The organism is Paenibacillus sp. FSL R5-0744, assembly GCF_037972555.1.
Lineage (GTDB): Bacteria > Bacillota > Bacilli > Paenibacillales > Paenibacillaceae > Paenibacillus_AQ.
Genome location: NZ_CP150228.1, coordinates 4943448 through 4962997, shown reverse-complemented (window position 1 = coordinate 4962997; position 19550 = coordinate 4943448). Strand labels below are relative to the sequence as shown.

The 19550-nt window shown below is 43.5% G+C and carries 17 protein-coding genes and 1 other annotated feature; of the genes, 12 read left to right on the top strand and 5 right to left on the bottom strand.

The features are described 5' to 3' along the window. Positions 1–22: 22 nt before the first annotated feature. Both MKY19_RS22020 and MKY19_RS22015 read right to left on the bottom strand, forming a co-directional pair. Positions 23–1267 carry a response regulator gene (locus tag MKY19_RS22020; protein ID WP_076300850.1) on the bottom strand — a complete coding sequence of 415 codons (1245 nt, stop codon included), beginning with the start codon at positions 1265–1267 and terminating at the stop codon, positions 23–25. Positions 1268–1278: 11 nt separating this feature from the next. Next, positions 1279–3048: a sensor histidine kinase gene (locus MKY19_RS22015; protein WP_339797668.1), complete on the bottom strand. Its 1770-nt coding sequence runs from the start codon at positions 3046–3048 to the stop codon at positions 1279–1281. Between the two features lie 351 nt (positions 3049–3399). Between MKY19_RS22015 and MKY19_RS22010 the strand changes: the two genes are divergently transcribed. From MKY19_RS22010 to MKY19_RS21975, 8 genes are all read left to right on the top strand, one after another. Continuing rightward, positions 3400–5646 (top strand): stalk domain-containing protein, encoded by a 2247-nt coding sequence (locus tag MKY19_RS22010; RefSeq protein WP_339797665.1) that lies wholly within the window; start codon positions 3400–3402, stop codon positions 5644–5646. Positions 5647–5874: 228 nt separating this feature from the next. Next, on the top strand, positions 5875–6336 hold the full coding sequence (locus MKY19_RS22005; RefSeq protein ID WP_042190503.1) for a Fur family transcriptional regulator: 462 nt from the start codon (positions 5875–5877) through the stop codon (positions 6334–6336). A gap of 2 nt (positions 6337–6338) precedes the next feature. Next, positions 6339–6602, top strand: a complete 264-nt coding sequence (gene yidD, locus MKY19_RS22000; protein ID WP_042190501.1) for a membrane protein insertion efficiency factor YidD — start codon at positions 6339–6341, stop codon at positions 6600–6602. A gap of 40 nt (positions 6603–6642) precedes the next feature. Further along, positions 6643–6903, top strand: a binding site (T-box leader). Between the two features lie 49 nt (positions 6904–6952). Next, the gene (gene metG, locus MKY19_RS21995) at positions 6953–8965 is read left to right on the top strand and encodes a methionine--tRNA ligase (RefSeq protein ID WP_339797662.1); all 2013 of its coding nucleotides are present in this window, start codon (positions 6953–6955) and stop codon (positions 8963–8965) included. Positions 8966–9185: 220 nt separating this feature from the next. After that, a complete protein-coding gene (locus MKY19_RS21990; protein ID WP_339266336.1) occupies positions 9186–10175 on the top strand; it encodes a zinc ABC transporter substrate-binding protein in 990 nt (329 codons plus the stop codon). Between the two features lie 34 nt (positions 10176–10209). Then, positions 10210–10959, top strand: coding sequence for a metal ABC transporter ATP-binding protein (locus MKY19_RS21985; RefSeq protein ID WP_042190495.1), 750 nt, complete (start codon positions 10210–10212; stop codon positions 10957–10959). A gap of 231 nt (positions 10960–11190) precedes the next feature. Beyond that, complete coding sequence (locus MKY19_RS21980; protein ID WP_042194307.1) at positions 11191–11994, top strand: metal ABC transporter permease; 804 nt, start codon at positions 11191–11193, stop codon at positions 11992–11994. A 63-nt stretch (positions 11995–12057) separates the two neighbouring features. Further along, positions 12058–12771 carry a cytochrome c biogenesis CcdA family protein gene (locus tag MKY19_RS21975; RefSeq protein WP_339797658.1) on the top strand — a complete coding sequence of 238 codons (714 nt, stop codon included), beginning with the start codon at positions 12058–12060 and terminating at the stop codon, positions 12769–12771. Here MKY19_RS21975 and splB read toward each other — a convergent pair. After that, on the bottom strand, positions 12768–13844 hold the full coding sequence (gene splB / locus MKY19_RS21970) for a spore photoproduct lyase (RefSeq protein ID WP_339266333.1): 1077 nt from the start codon (positions 13842–13844) through the stop codon (positions 12768–12770). The two genes, MKY19_RS21975 and splB, sit on opposite strands and share 4 nt — an antisense overlap. A 193-nt stretch (positions 13845–14037) precedes the next feature. Between splB and mntR the strand changes: the two genes are divergently transcribed. The 3 genes from mntR (at position 14038) to MKY19_RS21955 (ending at position 17420) form a co-directional block, all read left to right on the top strand. Next, positions 14038–14463, top strand: coding sequence for a transcriptional regulator MntR (gene mntR, locus MKY19_RS21965; protein WP_042190488.1), 426 nt, complete (start codon positions 14038–14040; stop codon positions 14461–14463). 304 nt (positions 14464–14767) lie between these two features. Next, the gene (locus tag MKY19_RS21960; protein WP_339266331.1) at positions 14768–16399 is read left to right on the top strand and encodes a family 10 glycosylhydrolase; all 1632 of its coding nucleotides are present in this window, start codon (positions 14768–14770) and stop codon (positions 16397–16399) included. A 91-nt stretch (positions 16400–16490) separates the two neighbouring features. Continuing rightward, positions 16491–17420, top strand: a complete 930-nt coding sequence (locus tag MKY19_RS21955; RefSeq protein WP_339266329.1) for a patatin-like phospholipase family protein — start codon at positions 16491–16493, stop codon at positions 17418–17420. Between the two features lie 83 nt (positions 17421–17503). Here the strand turns inward: MKY19_RS21955 and MKY19_RS21950 are convergent, their stop codons facing one another. Both MKY19_RS21950 and MKY19_RS21945 read right to left on the bottom strand, forming a co-directional pair. Continuing rightward, complete coding sequence (locus MKY19_RS21950; RefSeq protein WP_339266327.1) at positions 17504–17845, bottom strand: hypothetical protein; 342 nt, start codon at positions 17843–17845, stop codon at positions 17504–17506. Positions 17846–17852: 7 nt separating this feature from the next. Further along, positions 17853–18851, bottom strand: a complete 999-nt coding sequence (locus tag MKY19_RS21945) for a DUF1385 domain-containing protein (protein ID WP_339804430.1) — start codon at positions 18849–18851, stop codon at positions 17853–17855. Between the two features lie 156 nt (positions 18852–19007). Between MKY19_RS21945 and MKY19_RS21940 the strand changes: the two genes are divergently transcribed. Continuing rightward, positions 19008–19499 carry a YqhR family membrane protein gene (locus MKY19_RS21940; RefSeq protein ID WP_076284474.1) on the top strand — a complete coding sequence of 164 codons (492 nt, stop codon included), beginning with the start codon at positions 19008–19010 and terminating at the stop codon, positions 19497–19499. Positions 19500–19550: the final 51 nt, after the last annotated feature.

Here is a 19550-nt window from a genome sequence, read left to right as displayed (position 1 = left end):
TGCAAGAGAACACACCTCGTCTTTATTTGTTGTGCTTCTGAAATTCCTGAGGAGTCATACCCATGTATTTCTTGAATATGAGGCTGAAGTACGCAGGATCTTTAAAGCCAACTAATTCGCTAACTTCGTAAACTTTGAGCGTAACATTATTTAGCAGTTCTATCGCTTTTTGAATACGAAGCTTGGTAAGAAAACTAGAGAAGCATTCTCCTACATCGTCTTTGAACAGACGGCCCAGATAGGTTGGATTCATGTATAATTCATCTGCAATCATTTTGAGAGAGAGGTTCTCTTGGAGTCGCGAATTCATAGCCTCAATCATCATAGAGATTACCCTGCGTGTAGCCTTCACCTGTAGTTGTTCCGTAAGCTGAGGAGAAGCTGAGCACATGGATACATCACTATAATAGATAACGGGTCGGGTACTATCCTTTTTGAGCTGTTGGCATGCCTGCAGGCTCTCATGATAAGCTGTTGCGAGGGCTCCAAGATCATAGTGAGGGTTGGAGACACCCGCGCTGAAAGGCGATTTCAAGAGGCTAGACAGCTTAATCATCATTTCCTGAGTTAGCGCCTCATCGATTCTTTCGGATTGTTCATCGGGATAAAACAACATGATTATCGCTTCTTGCTCCTCTTGAATGCCGACAACATTAGCGTAAAGCGAAAAACACTCTTCTAATATATTGATTACGGCCGCATACATCGCTTGTTCAGACCAGTACTGTGGCATAACATCACCTAGGTGATTTACAGTAATGATGACAAAAGAATGAAAGGGAGGTATGAGCTGTTCTTCAAAGTAGGGTAATGGAATGCCATAAAGTAGATCAGAAAGGCGTTTCTCCCGAAGATTCTTTTCTCGCAGCTGCGAGACTTGCCTGTGTTGCTTCTTCAATTCCAGACGTTCATACACACTTGTTACGACTTCGAGGATATTTTCAACTGAATTTGGCTTGACCAGATATTCTCGTACACCGTACCTTATGGCTTGGCTGGCATAGGAGAAATCCTGATAACCAGTGAGCAGTATCGTCTCGGTGTCAGGGTAACATTCATGGATATGCTTAGAAAGCTCGAGTCCATCCATGCCAGGCATACGTATGTCTGATATTACAAGGTCAATTGCCTGCTCTTTTAACAGTTGTATCGCTTCTAATCCGTTCTCTACTGAACCAATGATGCTAAAATTATGGTTCGCACTTCCCAGCATTTCTGACAGGGATCGTCGGACAAAACTTTCGTCGTCAACAATTAACACTTTCATCACTTCGCCCCCTACCCTTGATCGAACTGTAATGGAACAGTGACTTTTACGAGTAAGCCTCCGAGCTCGCTGGTTGATAAATGAAGGCCAAATCCATATCCATAGATTAGTTCTATACGATGATTCAGATTGGAGAGACCGATACCCGTGTGGAGCAGCTTCTCCGGATTAACCTCGCCGCTGATTAAGGCCTCTTCCATTCTTGCCTCGCTCATGCCTTCTCCGTTATCTTCTACTGTTAGCACAAGTGAGTTGCCTTCACTATAGGCCCGAATACGTATAAGCCATACTTCGCGTAGTGTAGGTTCAAGTCCATGCGTGATAGCATTCTCTACAAGGGGCTGAAGGGTTAGCTTCATAAGCTGCCTATTCATGACCTCAGGATTCACGTGCAGATCAACCTGTAGTTTGTCCTCGTAGCGTAGTTTTTGCAGGTAAATGAACCTTTCTAGTTGTTGTAAATCCTCATCAACCGTAACAAATTCCGATCCACGATCAATGCTGTATCGAAGCAAATCGCTTAGTGCAATAACCATCTGTGACTCTTCTCGCATATGTTTATTAGCCAGTGACCAATAGATGGTGTTCAATGTATTGTAGAGAAAATGAGGGCGAAACTGTGCTTTAAGAGCTACGATCTGAGCTTGTTTTTCACTGATTTGTTTGCTTGAGAGGTCAGCAATCGTATGGTCTAGGTTTTGAAGCATGGAATTATAGCTTGAGTATAGGATAGCCATTTCTTTATTCATGGTTGTTTTTACAAACGGTAGCGTGGTTCCGCGTTCAACGTTGCTTAGCTTGGTTGCGAGATTACGAAGCGGCTTAGACAGTGTCCACGAGAAAAAGAAGGTAAATAATAACGCTGCGGCCATCCCGAGCAGGCCAATTAAAATAATATTTCTGCGAATGCCATTTAAATCTTTAACAGCTTCTTTAGAATCAATGTAAGCAAAAATGCTCCACTCGCTGTAGGGGGAATAAGCGTAGGATACGAACATATTGCGGGAGTTTATGGTATTTGGGATGATTCGTGCTTTATGATTACTGAATTGACTTAGAATTCTATCATCCATATACAGACCTATCTCATCTGGATCGGTGGAATAAACAATGGTGTTGAAGGAATCAACAATTTGAATTTTCTCATTCTTACCAAGATGAAATTGGCTGACAGCGTTATGGATAACCTCCACAGGAAGGACGAGAAATAGGGTTCCTAGCCGATTTAAATCATTCCAATCATTAATTTGCCTAGCTCCCATGACCACAGGGATCGTGCCGTTCTGCCATACATCTACACCAAACCAGAGCATACGGCCGTTATTCTGGGCTATAGCTGGAAACCAATAGGCGCCGCGGATTTCTCTCTCGCTGTCCCAGATTACTTTTAAGGAGCTGCTATTGGTATATACCTGATTATCTGAAAGTCCGAGCAACTTGAACTGGATGTCATAATTGATGGAACGTGTCTGTTGATCGATGTAGCGGGTGATATCCATAGCGTCAGTAGGAGGTGTGCGGGATTCTGCTAAGTCTCCTAGTGTTTCTTGAATCAAGGGACTGAACATGATCGTAGAAGAGAGTTTGTCGTTATCTTGAAGGATAGCGTCCATTTTACCTTGAAGCTGTTTGACGGACTCCAGAATATATTGGTTCGACCGGTTAAGAACGGCTTGGGATGACGATCGGTAGGACAAAAAAATCGTAAAGGCTACGATAGTGAAAATGATCAGTGAGAAACCCATGATTAATTGAACGAGGATGGAGATTTTCTTGGACATGTCATCACCCGCATGAAAAGATATTCTTCCATACATTGTAACAAAAGCAAATGAAAGCGAATATACCTTGCCGTAAAATACACATATTTATATGGATAATCTCATATTTTTCGGGTAGCGGATGAAAGGTTGTTTTTGCTTGTTTTAATACTGGGTTAATCTTTCTTTACTTTAAAATGAAACTTTTTGCGGTCGGATGCGTCTAATACTATGTTTTGTTATAACGAACGTGGCAAAAAGCAATTCTTCCGCTCCGCTGAGAGCGGTTGCGTTTTTGCGGGGAATATAAGAGGAGTATGAAAAAGACAGAGACCTACTTATATTTACAAATAGGAGCAGAGGAGTCATATCATGGATTTGAAGAAATTAACGTTAGTTGCTGTTTTGGCCATATCTCAGGCCGCCTCGGCAGTGCCGGCTTTTGCTGAATCTGTCAATAGTACCTCAGGTAATACCAATGCAGTAGGAGCAGCTGCCACATCCGCGACGGATGTAATGCCAGAAGCTACTGACCCATTGCCGCCAATGCCAACTGAGGTACCAGGGGGAGTCGTATCACCTACACCAACTCCAATGCCTGGGGCAACAGCTGAACCGACGACAACAACTGAACCGACAACAACATCCGAACCTACAGCAACAACTGCACCAACTGCTACACCACTCCCAAGTGCAACACCTGAAACCACTACACAACCTACACCAACGGATGGTGTTCGTGCTGCAGCTAGTAATCAGCTTGTACTTATGATGAACAGCAACAAAATGTACCAAAACGGCGTTGAGTATTTGGCTAATCAGCCAATGGCCGTGAAGAATGGCGTCTCATACGTTTCGATCCGAGCTATGGTAGAACGCGTAGGTGTGAAATACATTTACGATTATAAAACGAAAGAGACCATTGTTACCAAAGGAAGCGACGTAATGCGCTTTAAAACGGACAGTAAGATCTATTCCGTTAATGGTAAAAATGTGACGATGAAAGGTCCAGCTTACCAAACTAATGGTACATTCATGGTTCCTTTGACGTCCATCACCGGGGCATTAGGCATTCCTTATACCGTTGATAATGTGCAAAAACGAGTAATTCTTACGCTGAACACGAAGCCAAAAGCTTCTTTTACAGTGCCAACTGAAATTTATGCTGGTGATCCTGTGAATTTTGTGACTTCCAGCTCTTCACCGAATGGTACGGCCATTGTCGATGAACGCTGGGAAGGAAATAAGCAAGATGTCTATGATACACCAGGATTTTATGTAGTATCCTATTCCGTTATGGATGCGAATGGACAGTGGAGTGATCCTTACTCTGTGACCATCAACGTACTAAAACCAAATACACCGCCAGTCGCTAATTTCACGACAGACAAAGATTCTTACAAGATGGGTGAAATGATCACTTATTCGGATCTAAGCAGCGACCCAGACGGTGATCCAATTGAAGTGACTTGGACGAACAAAGCAGAAGCTTTCTTTACACCAGGTCCAGCAACAGTCGCTATTCAAGTCAAAGATTCACATGGCGCAATCAGCACTTTTGAGAAAACCATTAATATTTCAGATGAAATCTTGTACAGTAAAGAAGATTTCTATAGATTATTCGGTGCTCCGGGTAGCGTATTTAACATCGACGGATCGATGGTTCCAACTTGGCAGAAGGTAGCCTATAATCTTTCTTCTGAGCCATATAACCTTATTCGCAGTAATAGTCCAGAAACAGTGAATACGGAAGGAATCACATATAAAGAAACATCATTCGGCGGAACTCGCTTCTTGGTCCACCATAAGAATAATATGAATATTAAAACGAAGGTGTATGTGATTGCTAAGAATAACAATCTGTACCCTACGACAATTACAACAGAGTATGTAGGCTTTGGCGGTCCAAGTTCATTTCCAGAAGGCACTGGTAAAATGTCTGTGGAACGTTACTGGAAGTCTATGATTACTAGGGAACATTATAAGACAACGGTCCTTCAACCAGGAGAAAGCGTCTCGATTCTTACGGATCTAAACAAAATTGCAATGAAACCAGGCGAGATTGTATCCCTCCAAGCGGATTTGTTTAGCGATTATCCTATTGAATATAATGTCATGATGATCGAAGCGAATAAAGATCCTCTAACTACACTTCCTACACTTCCAATATTGGATCGTGATGGGGTGCATAACCGAGGAACTTATGCTGATTCTACACGCATCATCACGGTTACCGACGAAGTAGGAACAACTCCTGCGAGACTTCTTCTCGGTGACAATTCGAGTGATTTGAATTTGACCGGTGTAGACCCAATGAATGGTACTGAAGCATCCAATGCAGGTAATTTTGGTGTGTTATACAAAATCAAATTCGACCGTGTTGCACCTAATTCATTGATTACGTTTAATCCACGTGGCGGTAATTACATGGGACCAGTTATGGTTAATGGTCAAATCGTACAAATGCCGAATTCAGGAAGTCTCTCTAGTGCTGACATGAACAGTGTGATTTATCGTACTGGCGATTATGGCGGCTCCGTGGAGATTTTGTTCACAGCAGCTTCTGGTAGTAACTTGCCGGTGAATTTCCTGGTTACACCGCTGCCAGCGAAGAAATAACAAAATAGGTCCATCCATTAAGTTATTTGGGATTCACCTGAAATAAAAGTCCGGCTGAATATTCCGCAAAGGAATACTCAGCTGGACTTTTTGTATTTAAATGTATGATTTTACTCTGATGAACGCTCATACACTTGGTTGTTTCATTGACGGGGCATTTATTTTGGGGCATTATTAAGAGAGTGAAGCATAAATGAAATGAACTGAAATCTAATGGGAGATGAGCGTATGCTGTCGACAGAACAAATATTAGAGGTCATGTCGGGGCAAGGTCTGCGAATCACCGACCAACGCAAAACGCTTGCCAAGTTATTCGGCGAGAATAAGGGTTATTTGTCAGCGAAGGATGTCTATGAGCATATGGGCCGCAAGTATAGCGGACTTAGCTTTGATACCGTGTACCGCAATCTGCGTGTAATGGAAGAGCTTGGTGTACTTGAACAAATCGTCTTTGAAGACGGAGTGAAATTCAAGGGAAGCTGTAATCATCAGGATCACCATCATCATATGATCTGCCTTCAATGCGAGAAAACCTACCCGATTAATTTCTGCCCGATGAATTTAACGGATACTCCTGATCAATTCCGGGTAGTCAAGCATAAATTTGAGGTGTTCGGTTATTGCAAGGAATGTGAAGAGAACCGGGAAGAAGAACTAGTCGCAGCAGCTAATCGCAAAAAAGGGGTCTAAGAATGGCGACCCTTCGTAGAACGATCCAGGCTCCCATTCGGGTGTACCGCAAGTACATTTCCCCGATTAAGCCTGCCACTTGTCGCTTCTATCCAACCTGCTCTGCCTATGCACTAGAAGCTATTGAAGTCCATGGTCCACTTAAAGGTTCATGGCTTGCTGCCAAGCGGATTGCTAGATGCCATCCCTTCAATCCAGGGGGACTTGATCCGGTTCCGCCTCTTGAGGAACACCCCACGAAGAAGGATTCTGCTCGCGCGACTTGACACGAGCCCTTACCATTGGGTATATTCACAGGTAATAGTATGAATTCCGAGGAACGGATGAGTAAATCGGTACGCCCATTACAGAGAGCCGGAACGAGCTGAAAGCCGGTATGGAGCGTTAGATTGAATATGGTCCGGGAGGAACTGTGTTCGAGCGGGAACTGCAATTGAGGTTCACGTAAGATAACGGCGTGTTCCAGCGTTAATGGACAGTTCCCGAGAGGGAACTGGCGAAGCCTGATCTCTGTGAAGAGACAGGAAATTTGGGTGGTATCGCGTGAGTTATACTCTCGCCCCATTAAAGGGGCGGGAGTTTTTTGTCTTTTTATGAAAGAAAGGATGATTAATCAATGAGCGAAAAGAAAACTTTTTACTTAACTACACCTATCTACTATCCGAGTGATAAGCTGCATATCGGACATGCTTATTCTACCGTAGCTGGAGATGCAATGGCCCGCTACAAACGTCTACGCGGCTATGATGTAAGGTATCTTACAGGTACAGACGAGCATGGTCAAAAGATTGAACGGAAGGCAGAGGAAGCAGGTAAAACCCCTCAGCAGTTCGTAGATGACATCGTTGTTGGCATTAAGGAATTATGGCGCAAGCTAGACATCTCCAATGATGACTTCATCCGTACAACGGAAGAGCGTCATAAAAAGGTTGTTCAGGATATTTTTGATCGACTGCTCAAGCAAGGTGACATCTATAAAGGCGAATATGAAGGCTGGTACAGTATTCCGGATGAAACCTTCTATACAGAAACACAATTGGTTGATATCGTTCGAGATGACAATGGCGTAATCATTGGTGCAAAAAGCCCTGATAGCGGTCATCCGGTTGAACTGGTGAAGGAAGCGAGTTATTTCTTCCGGATGAGTAAATATGCAGATCGATTGCTGCAATTTTATGAGGAGAATCCGGAGTTTATTTTGCCGGAATCCCGTAAAAACGAAATGATCAACAACTTTATCAAGCCTGGTCTGGAGGATCTTGCGGTTTCCCGTACGACTTTCGATTGGGGTGTTAAGGTTAAAGGCGATGAAAAGCATGTAGTGTACGTATGGATCGATGCATTGACAAATTACATTACTGCTTTGGGTTACGGTTCCGAGGATCGTAGTCTGTACGATAATTTCTGGCCTGCTGATGTGCATATTGTCGGCAAAGAAATCGTCCGTTTCCATACGATTTACTGGCCAATCATTCTAATGGCGCTGGGTGAGCCTCTTCCGAAAAAGGTATTTGCTCATGGTTGGCTGCTCATGAAGGATGGCAAAATGTCAAAATCCAAAGGGAACGTAGTAGATCCAGTTACATTAATTGATCGTTACGGCCTGGATGCACTTCGTTATTACCTGCTACGGGAAGTACCATTTGGTTCGGATGGTACATTCACACCGGAAAGCTTTGTAGATCGGGTTAACTATGATCTTGCTAATGACCTTGGTAACCTGTTGAACCGGACAGGTGCGATGGTAGAGAAGTATTTCGGTGGAGAGCTTCCAGCGTATGAAGGAAATGTAACAGCATTTGATGGTGAGCTTCAAGCTGCGGCAGAGAATACTTATGCCAAAGTAGAAGAAGCGATGGAAAAAATGGAGTTCTCCGTAGCGCTAACAGCGATCGGGATCTTTATCAGCCGCACCAATAAATATATTGATGAGACACAGCCTTGGGTGCTTGCTAAGGATGAGAGCAGAACAGCTGAGTTGGCTTCCGTAATGAGACATCTTGTGGAAGGTCTTCGCACCGCTTCCATTTTACTGCAGCCGTTCTTGACGCAAACCCCAGCGAAGATTTGGGAACAGCTTGGCATCGAAGTTGGTGAATTAACGACATGGGACAGCGGCAAGACCTTTGGTCTGATTCCGGCAGGAACAAAGCTGGTGAAAGGCAATCCAATCTTTCCACGCCTGGATGTGGAGCAAGAGGTAGCTTATATCGCCGAAGCCATGGGCGCTGGTAAACCGGCTACTGAAGCGACCGAAGCAGCACCTGCGGCTCCTGTGGTATCCGAGCCTGAGGAAGAGCATAAAGAAGAGATCGGCATCGACGATTTCGCCAAGGCTGAGCTTCGGGTAGCTCAGGTCATTGCAGCTGAGCCTGTGAAGAAAGCCGACAAGCTGCTGAAGCTGCAGCTGGATCTAGGTTATGAGCAGCGTCAAGTCGTTTCTGGTATCGCGAAGTTTTACACACCGGAAGAGCTGGTAGGCCAAAAAGTGATTTGTATTGTGAACCTGAAGCCAGTGAAACTGCGCGGAGAATTGTCCCAAGGGATGATTTTAGCGGCTTCTAAAGGTGATCAGTTAACCATCGCCACAGTTCCAGATAGCATGCCAAATGGAGCTATTGTGAAGTAAGATTCGTTATGTAGAATCTATATATGTAATTGTTATATAAGAAAGGGAATGCTCCTTCAGCCAGCTAGGCTGTGGGAACATTCCTTTTTTCAACGTAAAAGCAGGGATAAAATTCAGAATCATCTTATTAGGATTTATTGTTGACTTATCGTAATGATTACTATTATACTTCTAATAGTAAAGATTACGATTTGAGAGGGAGATCAATTTAATGGTTGCTATGAAGTCACGAATAAGTCTGCTTATACTTGCATTGGTGCTTGTATTTACACTCACTGCATGTGGACCTAAGAGCAGTGGAAGTATAGTTGAAGGGAAAGTAAATGTTGTAACTACTTTTTATCCTATTTATGAGTTTACTCGGGAAATTGGTGGAGATGATATAAATGCTATTAATCTTCTTCCGGTTGGTGTAGAGCCGCATGATTGGACACCACGCAGTCAGGATATTGTCAATACCTCCAAAGCGCAATTGTTCTTGTACAATGGAGCAGGGCTTGAGGGATGGGTTCCTAATTTTCTAAAAGGACTTGATAGCAGCAGTAAAGTGGAAGCTGTTGAAGTAAGTAAAGGTATTGATTTAATAATGACCGATGAAGATGACGGACATGATCATGGGGGAAGCGGCGAAGAGGATCATCACGAAGATGATGCTGATCATAATAGCCATTCTTCTGAGGACAGCCTTCATACGGACCCACATACCTGGGTAAGTCCGAAATCAGCGATCATCATGGCGCGCAATATAAAAGAAAGCCTTCAATCTGTGGACCCTGAGCATAAAGATGGTTATGAAGAGCGTTACAATAAGCTTGCTGAACGTTTACAGGCTTTGGATAGTAAATTTGAACAGGAGCTTACCAAGCTGCCTAACCACAAAATTGTAGTTTCGCACCAAGCTTTTGCCTATCTTGCCCGTGACTATAAGCTTGAGCAGCATGCGATTATGGGATTATCCCCAGACGCTGAGCCGCGTGGACAGGATTTAGTAAACCTGGCGAAGATGGTTAAAGAGGAGAAGATTCAATACATCTTTTTTGAAGAGCTTGTCTCCGATAAACTGGCTAAGACGTTAGCGGCTGAAGCTGGTGTGTCTACTATGGTTCTTAATCCGGTAGAGGGTCTTACTGCGGAGCAAGAAAAGAACGGGGATAACTACTTCACTTTGATGGAGAAAAATTTGCAAAATCTGATTATGGCTTTACAATAAAAAGGAAAGTATAAGGAAAAGGCGGTGCTAAAGCATGCAATCGGTATCCTTGGACTGCCATCAGCATATCATCGATATACAGGATCTTTCTTTTTCATATGGTGAACAGAAGGTGATCTCGAATCTTAACTATAGTGTAAGAGAACGAGACTTCCTTGGTATCATTGGTTCTAATGGCGCTGGTAAAACAACACTGATGAAGATGATCGTCGGTTTGCTACCGGCAAGCAGTGGTGAAATCAAACTATTTGGAACGCCTGTCCGCAAGTTTAAAGACTGGGAACGGATAGGTTATGTTCCACAAAAGAACGCCTTCAACCCGCTGTTTCCAGCAACGGTGCGTGAAGTAGTGCTATCTGGTTTGTACAACAACAAGAATCTTATACGAAGAGTATCTAAGGCTCAGCATCGTCAGTGCGAAGATGCACTAGAAGTGATGCGGATACAGGATATTGCGGAGAAAAGAGTAGGCCAGCTGTCGGGCGGCCAGCAGCAGCGTGTATTTCTAGCACGTGCGTTGATCAACCATCCGGATCTGCTGATTTTGGATGAGCCTACAGTCGGTATTGATGCTGAATCACAAGCAGGATTCTTTGAATTAATTACACATATGCATGCCCATCATCATATGACATTCCTAATGGTGTCGCATGATATTGACATGATTAAGAATTACTTAGGGAATGAACCTGTGCAAACGAACGGTAAGATTAACTTTTTCTCCCGTCATTCTCATGATTTGCAGAATTGTACAGAGGAGAACCTGCAGCACACACTCTCTTAGGTCATAGTTAAACTCTGGTAGTAAAAGGGAACACTCGATTATTGGGGGCGTACATAGAGAATCGGATATGTTCAGTAACCCCACCTCCTACGCCAGTTGCACTTGACGGGTGTCCAGAGGGCAGAGCCCTTGGGGCCCTCCCTTAGGAGGGAGGGTTTGGGAGGAATCAAAAAAAGATTTTAATAAAAGCTTTTAAAAATGTTTCAATTGTTCTACGGAGGAGAGTTAAAGTTGGAAATTCTATTTAGCGATTTTTTTCAGCGAGCGCTTGCGGGCGGTCTTCTGATAGGCATTACAGCGCCGCTTATAGGCGTTTTTCTTGTGCTCAGACGTTTATCTATGATTGGGGATACGCTGGCTCATGTTACGATTGCCGGTGTGGCACTTGGTTTTTTGACAGGATTTTACCCGCTGGGAGCAGGTCTTATTTTTGCAGTGGTGGCTTCCTTCGCTATAGAGAAGCTGCGCAAGGCTTATAAGAGTTATGCAGAGCTCTCGATAGCCATAATTATGTCGGGCGGAGTGGCTTTAGCCTCACTCTTTTTCACTTTAGGAAAAGGTTATAATGCAGATGTTATGAGTTACTTGTTCGGTAGCATTTATACGCTAGACAATACCGATTTAATCGTAGTAGGGATCGTAACGATAGCAGTTGTAGTAGTAGTATCTCTGTTCTTTAAGGAGTTCTTCTTACTTAGCTTTGAAGAGGATGCTGCGAGTGTCAGCGGACTCCCAGTGAAGCTACTTAACATGTTGATTACCATTCTGACGGCGCTTGTAATCAGTACTGCGATTAAAATTGTTGGATCTTTGCTGGTATCAGCTCTACTGACCATTCCTGTGGCCATCAGCTTATTGTTATCTCGAAGCTTTAAATCCTCAGTCATTCTATCCGTCATCATTTCGGAAATTGCTGTTGTAGGCGGACTAGTGGTTGCAGGAGTTTGGAATCTGGCCCCTGGTGCAACCATTGTGCTTTTACTCATATCACTATTAGTGTTGACTTTGATTGGTAAAAAGGGTTTGCCAGCATAAACAGCGAATAAAATATAGGGTATGCCCTGAAGTGACTCGAATGCTGGAAGGAGAGCCGCTACCTTGTCTAATATCAATGCAGGAATAGCCTTAGCAGCAGGGATAGCATCGTTTATATCACCTTGCTGCTTACCGCTTTATCCCTCTTATTTATCGTATATTACCGGATTATCCGTTCAGCAATTGAAGTCAGGCAGCAATACCAAAGAGGTCCGTATACGCACAATAACCCATACATTGGCATTTATTTTAGGTTTTTCAGCGGTTTTTTACACCTTGGGATTTGGTGCAGGACTATTTGGACAATTTTTTAATGGACAGCGTGATCTGATCCGGCAATTATCGGCGATTTTGATTATTGTGATGGGATTATTTTTGCTTGGGATCTTTCAGCCGCAATTTCTACTTCGCGAACGTAAGCTTGATTTAAAATGGAAGCCGGCGGGTTATGTGGGATCCTTTATTTTTGGGATCGGTTTTTCAGCGGGCTGGTCTCCATGTATTGGACCGATTCTGACTGCGATTATCGCACTTTCCGCCAGTGAGCCTGGCACGTGGTTTACGTTAATTACGGCTTATAGCATAGGGTTCGCCTTGCCATTCTTTGTCTTAGCCTTCTTTCTTGGAGGAGCCAGACGTATCCTTAAATATTCAAATGTGCTGATGAAGATTGGTGGCGTTCTCATGGTATTTATGGGCGTTCTGCTCTTTACAGATCAAATGTTTCGGATCACAGTTTGGCTACAGGGAATCACACCAGATTGGCTCATTTTTTAAGTGAAATAATCAATTCCTGCTTCTGGAAAATGTTCGAATATCCGCTCTGTGATAAACTCTCGCAGGGCGGTTTGCTGTTCATCTGGATAGACATATTTATTTTGTCCCCAGCGTCCCCATTTCTTCTTACGCTTCTCCATGTCCATTTCTAGCTTGGATTTGGGGTAGCGCTTCTCTATAACCGTCTTAGCGGTTTTGGTGAATCGATGCTGAATCATTTCGAAGGTTAGTCCTTTTCCGATTTCAGGGGGAAGGGTCTGGGCTAACTTGGCCAGTAGCTCAGCATAACCTTCTTGCCAGCCGTCATACCAAATAATTGGAGCAATGATAAAGCCAAGTGGATAACCCGCCCGTGCTACCTTTCCAGCGGCTTCAATACGCTCCTCAAAGCGGGAGGTGGCAGGCTCGAAATTTTTGATTACATAATCTGCGTTGACGCTGAAGCGAACTCGGGTATGTCCGTTATGCTCCAAAGCAAGCAGTGGTTCAACATGTTGGTATTTGGTCACAAAGCGCAGACGGCCAAGGGGTTCTTTTGCCATAAATGTAATTAGTTCTGCCAGAGAGCCGGTAATATGCTCAAGTCCTAAAGGATCTGATGTGCAGGCAGCTTCAAAAGTGGTGATTTCTGGATTGCGCTCCTCAATATATTTTTTGGCAGCATCTATAATGTCACCTGTGTTTACATATACGCGAATGTAGGGCTTTGCTCCTAAGGTAGTCTGCAAATAGCAATAATGGCAGTGCCCCATACAGCCGGTGGCAATGGGAATAGCATAATCAGCCGATGGCTTGGATTGGTCAAATTTCAAAGTTTTGCGTAGGCCGACAACAAGCGTTCTTTTGGCAATTTTATATTGCTCGACCTCAGTTTCACCAGGGAAATTCATAATACGATTATGTGATGTGGTCATACGATAAGGGATATTGTTAGCCTTTACCCATTCCATTATTTTTTCACCTTTAGGGTAATTTAAAGCATTCGGTTCGAAGAAAACAAGCTCTGGAAGAAAAAGTGCAGTAGGTTTTCTGGGTCTTTTTACAGTAGAGGGCTCTGGCGTCACTATAGTCATAAATTCACGCTCCTTTTGAATGACGAGTATGTTTATTATGTCTAACTCAGCCCCAATAGAAGCATGGTAAACATGTGCAACTCATCTGTAAGTTCCTTTGAAGGACTTGCCAAGGTGCGTTAGAAACATGTATCATTGTTAGAGCAAGGTTTGGCCCGGCGCCATGCTCATTATAGAAAAGAGGTAAAGTTTAATGCCAACACCCAGCATGGAGGATTATTTGGAGCGCATATACAAGCTCATAGATGAGAAAGGTTATGCGCGGGTCTCGGATATTGCCGAGGGACTGGAAGTACACCCCTCCTCTGTGACCAAGATGATCCAAAAACTGGATAAGGACGAATATCTCATCTATGAGAAATATCGTGGGCTTGTCCTAACCAACAAAGGGAAAAAAGTAGGAAAACGTCTGGTTGATCGCCATCAACTATTGGAGGAATTCCTCGGATTGATCGGAGTACAGCAGGAATACATTTATAATGATGTTGAAGGAATCGAGCATCACTTAAGTTGGGATTCGATTACGCGTATTGAAACATTGGTAGAATATTTCCGCCGCGATGAAGAACGTGTACAGACTTTATATGCGATTCACAACGAACTGACAAGCGATTCTTGAAATGTTTTTCCCGAAACGGATACTGTCCTAAAAGTTATGCGCAGCAAGGCTTTCGTGAGCATAATCAGTGGATAGTATAGCCGTTTCTATTTTGTTTAGTGCAACCTTTCCCAGTTTTTAGCGTCAAAACGGATACAGTCCTTTTAAAAATATAAGAGAGTATGAGTTTTATTCGGTACTTCTTATATTTTTTGCAGAGACAGATACCCCCTTTTTAGAAGGAGGCATTCTCTCATCTGCTTGAAGGATTTATCCGTTTTTTCTTATTTTTTGGATACATATTTTTTAGATTTGGGGAGGAATTATGAATTATCGTAAATGGATGTTGAGCTTGTTAGTACTTATGTTGTTTCTGCCTTTATGGTCTCCTGGTGCACGCGCGGCAGCGGTGCAAATTACGATTGAACTGGATGGAGAGGCGCTGGTTAGTGATGTGCCTCCGTATATCACAACTTCCAATGTAACGATGGTGCCAATAAGTGTGATCAGTAAAGGATTAAATGCCGGCGTAGTATGGAATCAAAATAGTAAGACTGTAACGATCACTCAAGGAGATACGGTTCTCAAGCTGACCAGTGGCCTGAAAAACGCATGGGTAAACGATACTTCGGTAGCGCTGGATACATCCGTGCAGATTAAGCAGGGGCGGGTAATGGTACCCATTCGTTTTGTAAGTGAGCAATTGGGACTGCAGGTGTTATGGGATCAGGTTAATAAGCATATTTCCTTGATCTCCAACACTGAACCACCACAATCTGTCGATCCAGAAAAACCAACGACACCAACGACACCAACAGTGCCGACGTTACCGACTATCCCTGGTGGATCGACTGGTAAGGAGATGAAGGGGGCTTGGATCTCTACCGTATTCAACCTGGACTGGCCTTCAACGTCTTCGGCAGGAAATGAAGCGAAACAAAAGCAGGAGTTTGATAATTTGTTAGACAAGCTAAAGGCTGTTGGCTTTAATGCTGTATTTGTTCAGGTTAGACCTTCAGCAGATAGTCTGTATCCATCGACTTTAGTTCCTTGGTCTAAGGTATTGACGGGTACACAAGGGAAGAATCCGGGATATGATCCTCTAAGCTATATGGTCAGTGCTGCGCATTCCCGCGGCATGCAGTTTCATGCTTGGTTCAACCCATTCCGTGCAACGACGGATGCTTCCACCTCAGCGTTAGCAAGTAACCATGTGGCAAAAGAACATCCAGAATGGATTGTGAATGCCGATGGTAAGAAATACATTAATCCAGGTATTCCGGAGGCTCGCCAACATATCATCGACACGGTGATGGAAGTGGTTAAAGGTTACGATATCGATGGTGTCCATTTGGATGATTACTTTTATCCTTCAAATGTTACTTTTGCCGATGATGCTGCTTATTCTACCTATAATACGAAAAAGCTTTCTAAAGCTGATTGGCGCCGAGATAATATTAATGAATTTGTCCGTCAGTTGGGAGAACAGATTCATAAGGTGAAGCCAAAGGCTTCTTATGGAATCAGTCCTTTTGGAGTATGGCGAAATATTAAAAATGATAGTACAGGTTCGGACACGACTGCAGGGGTATCTGCTTATGACAGCATGTATGCGGATGTTCGGACATGGATTAAGCAGGGCTGGATTGATTATGTCGCTCCGCAAATTTATTGGAGTTTGTCCTTTAGCACAGCTCGTTATGACAAGTTAGTAGATTGGTGGGTAAAAGAAGTCGAGAATACGAATGTTAAACTCTACATCGGGTTAGCTGGTTATAAGGTCGGAGCCAGTGATCAAAAGGCTGAATGGCAAAGTGGAGATCAAATTATTAATCAGCTCAAATATAATGAGAAGTACGAAGAGGTTGCAGGTAGTATTATGTTTAGAGCGAATGACGTCGTAGTCCGCAATCCGTTCGGATTGTCGAGCTTACTGACCTTTTATTTTAAATCCTAATAGTTTAGCTGTTATTCATAAGGAGTCATGAATGTTCCCCTGTGCTCATAGATAAGCAATAGAATCTATGGGAAACGGGGGATTTTTGTGTATGGAGATTAACGCAGTATTTGAAGGAGGAGGCGTAAAGGGGATTTCTCTTGCGGGAGCAGTTGAAGCTACAGAAAGGGCAGGCTGGACTTTTAAAAGGGTAGCAGGAACCTCCTCAGGTTCGATTGTAGCCACTTTACTAGCAGCGGGCTATGAAGGGGAGGAAATGTGTCGGATAATCCAAGGAACATCCTTTTCATCGTTTCTGAAGCGAGGTCCCGTTTATAATACGGCTATCGTTGGTCCTGCGCTGCGAGTGTTATTGAAGAAAGGATTATATTCTGGAGAAGCCTTGGAATCCTGGATAAGAGCATTATTACTGAAAAAGGGGATCATCACCTTCCGTGATCTGCCTGCCGGTAAATTATCTATCATCGCATCCGATATCACAAATGGAAGGATATTGGTCTTGCCAGATGGCTTGGAGCAGTATGGGATCTCTCCGGAGCATTTTGAAGTGGCCAAGGCAGTGCGAATGAGCTGCAGCATTCCTTATTTTTTTGATCCTGTGATGTTAAGACTAAACGGGCAGGCAGCAAGAGGGAAATCCTTTGCCGAGCAGTTTGTGTATGTTGTAGATGGTGGGCTCTTGAGTAATTTTCCTTTGTGGCTATTTGACAGCAAGAATAATGGGAGCAAACAACCTGGGAGCAGAATTCCTACGGTAGGTTATCAAACGGTAGGTAAGACCGATCCACAGCCGCATAAAATTAGAGGGCCATTCAGTATGCTCCAAGCTATGGTAACCACCATGCTCTCTGCTCATGATGAGAAGTTTATTGAAGGGGATAAATTTGTTCGTACGGTAAAAATTCCTACGCTTGGGATTGGGACGACTCAATTTGAAATTACAAAAGCGCAAAGCGATGAAATGTATGCTGCTGGACTTAAAGCAGGAGAAGATTTCTTTAAGGAGTGGCGACCAAGATAACGAATATGATAATAACCATATGAGAAAAAAGCATCCCGCACGTTACTTAAAACGTGGAGATGCTTTTTGGAGTTCTTATGAAGTTAGTGATACTTCGGAAGCTGATCGTCATTTTTCCCTTTACTTCCTTCGATCACTTGGAAAGGATAGCTTTTGCGTTTGCCTGGTGCAGATTGAGTCTTGCGAATTCCTGCTACCTTTGACATGGTTTTCTGGGAAGGCTTCACTTTAACCTTAGATCCACTGCTGCTACGAGCGTATTTGCCTGGTCCCATTTTTTTGTAAGCATAATAAATGATTGCTAACAGTACTAGGGGGAGAATCAGCTTCGACAGCGTAAAGAAGGGCTCAGTCAAGACTCCAATCACAAAACCGAAAATCGCAAGCGTAACCGTAATCCAAAAAATTAAAGCATGCCTGATCATAGATCACTCATCCTTTCGCAGGATCCAATATGCCGCCTGACACACTTGCCTCCGAATATCCTCTTGCTTCAATCGCAGCATCAAGCTCACGCATACGGTTAAAAGAGGCAATAGATACTTCTACCTGATCGTCTTTTGGCTCTTTGGTTGTAAGGAGTTGCAGCCACAATCCAGGGTAACCCAGATATTTAAGGCCTGGTACTTCTCTTACCGCATTGGTTCCCTTTAGAACTTCGAACGATACACCAATTACGACTGGCAACAAGATAATCCGCTGGATCACTCGTTCCCAAAGATTATCCCATGGGACTACGGAGTAAATAATCATACCGAGGATAATCGTCAGCATCATAAAGCTACTTCCACAGCGGTAATGCAGACGGCTGTATTTCTGAACGTTCTGAACAGTCAGTTCTTCGCCTGCTTCAAAAGCGCTGATGACTTTATGTTCGGCGCCGTGATACTGGAACAGTCGCTTGATCACAGGTGTTTGAGAAATCGCCCATAAATAGACCAGCAAGAGAATCATTTTGATGCCGCCTTCTATGAGGTTGTGCAGTACGTAGTTATCAAATACATTTTTAAATAAAAAATCCTCTACAAATACCGGAACAAGCGTAAAAATGAGCTTTCCGAACAAGAAGGAGAGAATACCCATTACAGCAACCCCAAAAATCATTCCAAGGCTCCAGCCCTCATCCTTTTTCTTCGGCTTCGCTTTTTCCTTCTCAATATCTTCTGGTTCCAACTCATCTTCAGCGTAGGATTCGGCTGAATAGTTCAAGTGCTTAGAGCCTTTAGCGCTGGCATCTATTATACTGACAAGGCCGCGAAGCAGCGGAATCTTGCGCAGTTTCGTGACCCAGCTCTTATCGCTTTTGGGTACTTCTAAAAATGTGATTTCCTGATTCTTGCGTCGCACGGCTGTTACATTGATATGCTTACCGCCGAACATGACGCCTTCAATGACGGCTTGGCCGCCGTAACTGGGAGTTTCCTGGGACAACCAATTCACCTTCTCGTATTTAATATGATTTATATAATACATTGTAACTAATTTTTGAAGACATTACTAGTTGGATCGCCTTTTGCTGTACATACTATCTTCTAGAGAGAACGAGAGATAAATCGGCATTGAAAATAAAGAAAGCGAGGCAATTTCATGAGCAAATCTCATCAACAACAATCGGGGCATACAAATATTTGGCTTTTTGCACTCGAATTAGGTTTTTTTGCAGGATTAATTTGGGGTGGGCTTCATTGGCTAGTCTATTGGTTCAGTTTTACCAAAGTCAGCCCTGGCTTTATCGCAGAGCCTTTTTTCAGGCATGCGTTTTTGACAACAGCATTTGGACATTTCGTGGGATATATGATGTTTATTGTATTTTCGGTCATCGCCTCCATGCTGTATGTACTGCTTCTCCGTAAGCTGAAGGGACCTTGGCCAGGCCTGGTCTACGGCGTTTTATGGTGGGCGATTATATTTATTCCTGGTTCGCAGATGTTTCTTATGCAGCCCCCATTCAAGCTGCCGTGGAACACTGTCATTAGTGAGTTCTGCATTTTTCTGCTATGGGGAATGTTCATTGGATATACAGCAGCGATCGAGTATACGGACGAACGGAAGCGTGAGCAAAGTACAGCGCTTGCCTAACGGCGCGAAAAAACTTCTCAAGGGGATATCCCTATGTTAAAATACAATGTG

What these genes read in the sequence shown, in the direction of transcription:
- MKY19_RS22020 (WP_076300850.1), bottom strand. Translation starts at nt 1,267, where the DNA reads ATGAAAGTGTTAATTGTTGACGACGAAAGTTTTGTCCGACGATCCCTG.
- MKY19_RS22015 (WP_339797668.1), bottom strand. Translation starts at nt 3,048, where the DNA reads ATGTCCAAGAAAATCTCCATCCTCGTTCAATTAATCATGGGTTTCTCA.
- MKY19_RS22010 (WP_339797665.1), top strand. Translation starts at nt 3,400, where the DNA reads ATGGATTTGAAGAAATTAACGTTAGTTGCTGTTTTGGCCATATCTCAG.
- MKY19_RS22005 (WP_042190503.1), top strand. Translation starts at nt 5,875, where the DNA reads ATGCTGTCGACAGAACAAATATTAGAGGTCATGTCGGGGCAAGGTCTG.
- yidD (WP_042190501.1), top strand. Translation starts at nt 6,339, where the DNA reads ATGGCGACCCTTCGTAGAACGATCCAGGCTCCCATTCGGGTGTACCGC.
- metG (WP_339797662.1), top strand. Translation starts at nt 6,953, where the DNA reads ATGAGCGAAAAGAAAACTTTTTACTTAACTACACCTATCTACTATCCG.
- MKY19_RS21990 (WP_339266336.1), top strand. Translation starts at nt 9,186, where the DNA reads ATGAAGTCACGAATAAGTCTGCTTATACTTGCATTGGTGCTTGTATTT.
- MKY19_RS21985 (WP_042190495.1), top strand. Translation starts at nt 10,210, where the DNA reads ATGCAATCGGTATCCTTGGACTGCCATCAGCATATCATCGATATACAG.
- splB (WP_339266333.1), bottom strand. Translation starts at nt 13,844, where the DNA reads ATGACTATAGTGACGCCAGAGCCCTCTACTGTAAAAAGACCCAGAAAA.
- mntR (WP_042190488.1), top strand. Translation starts at nt 14,038, where the DNA reads ATGCCAACACCCAGCATGGAGGATTATTTGGAGCGCATATACAAGCTC.
- MKY19_RS21960 (WP_339266331.1), top strand. Translation starts at nt 14,768, where the DNA reads ATGAATTATCGTAAATGGATGTTGAGCTTGTTAGTACTTATGTTGTTT.
- MKY19_RS21955 (WP_339266329.1), top strand. Translation starts at nt 16,491, where the DNA reads ATGGAGATTAACGCAGTATTTGAAGGAGGAGGCGTAAAGGGGATTTCT.
- MKY19_RS21950 (WP_339266327.1), bottom strand. Translation starts at nt 17,845, where the DNA reads ATGATCAGGCATGCTTTAATTTTTTGGATTACGGTTACGCTTGCGATT.
- MKY19_RS21940 (WP_076284474.1), top strand. Translation starts at nt 19,008, where the DNA reads ATGAGCAAATCTCATCAACAACAATCGGGGCATACAAATATTTGGCTT.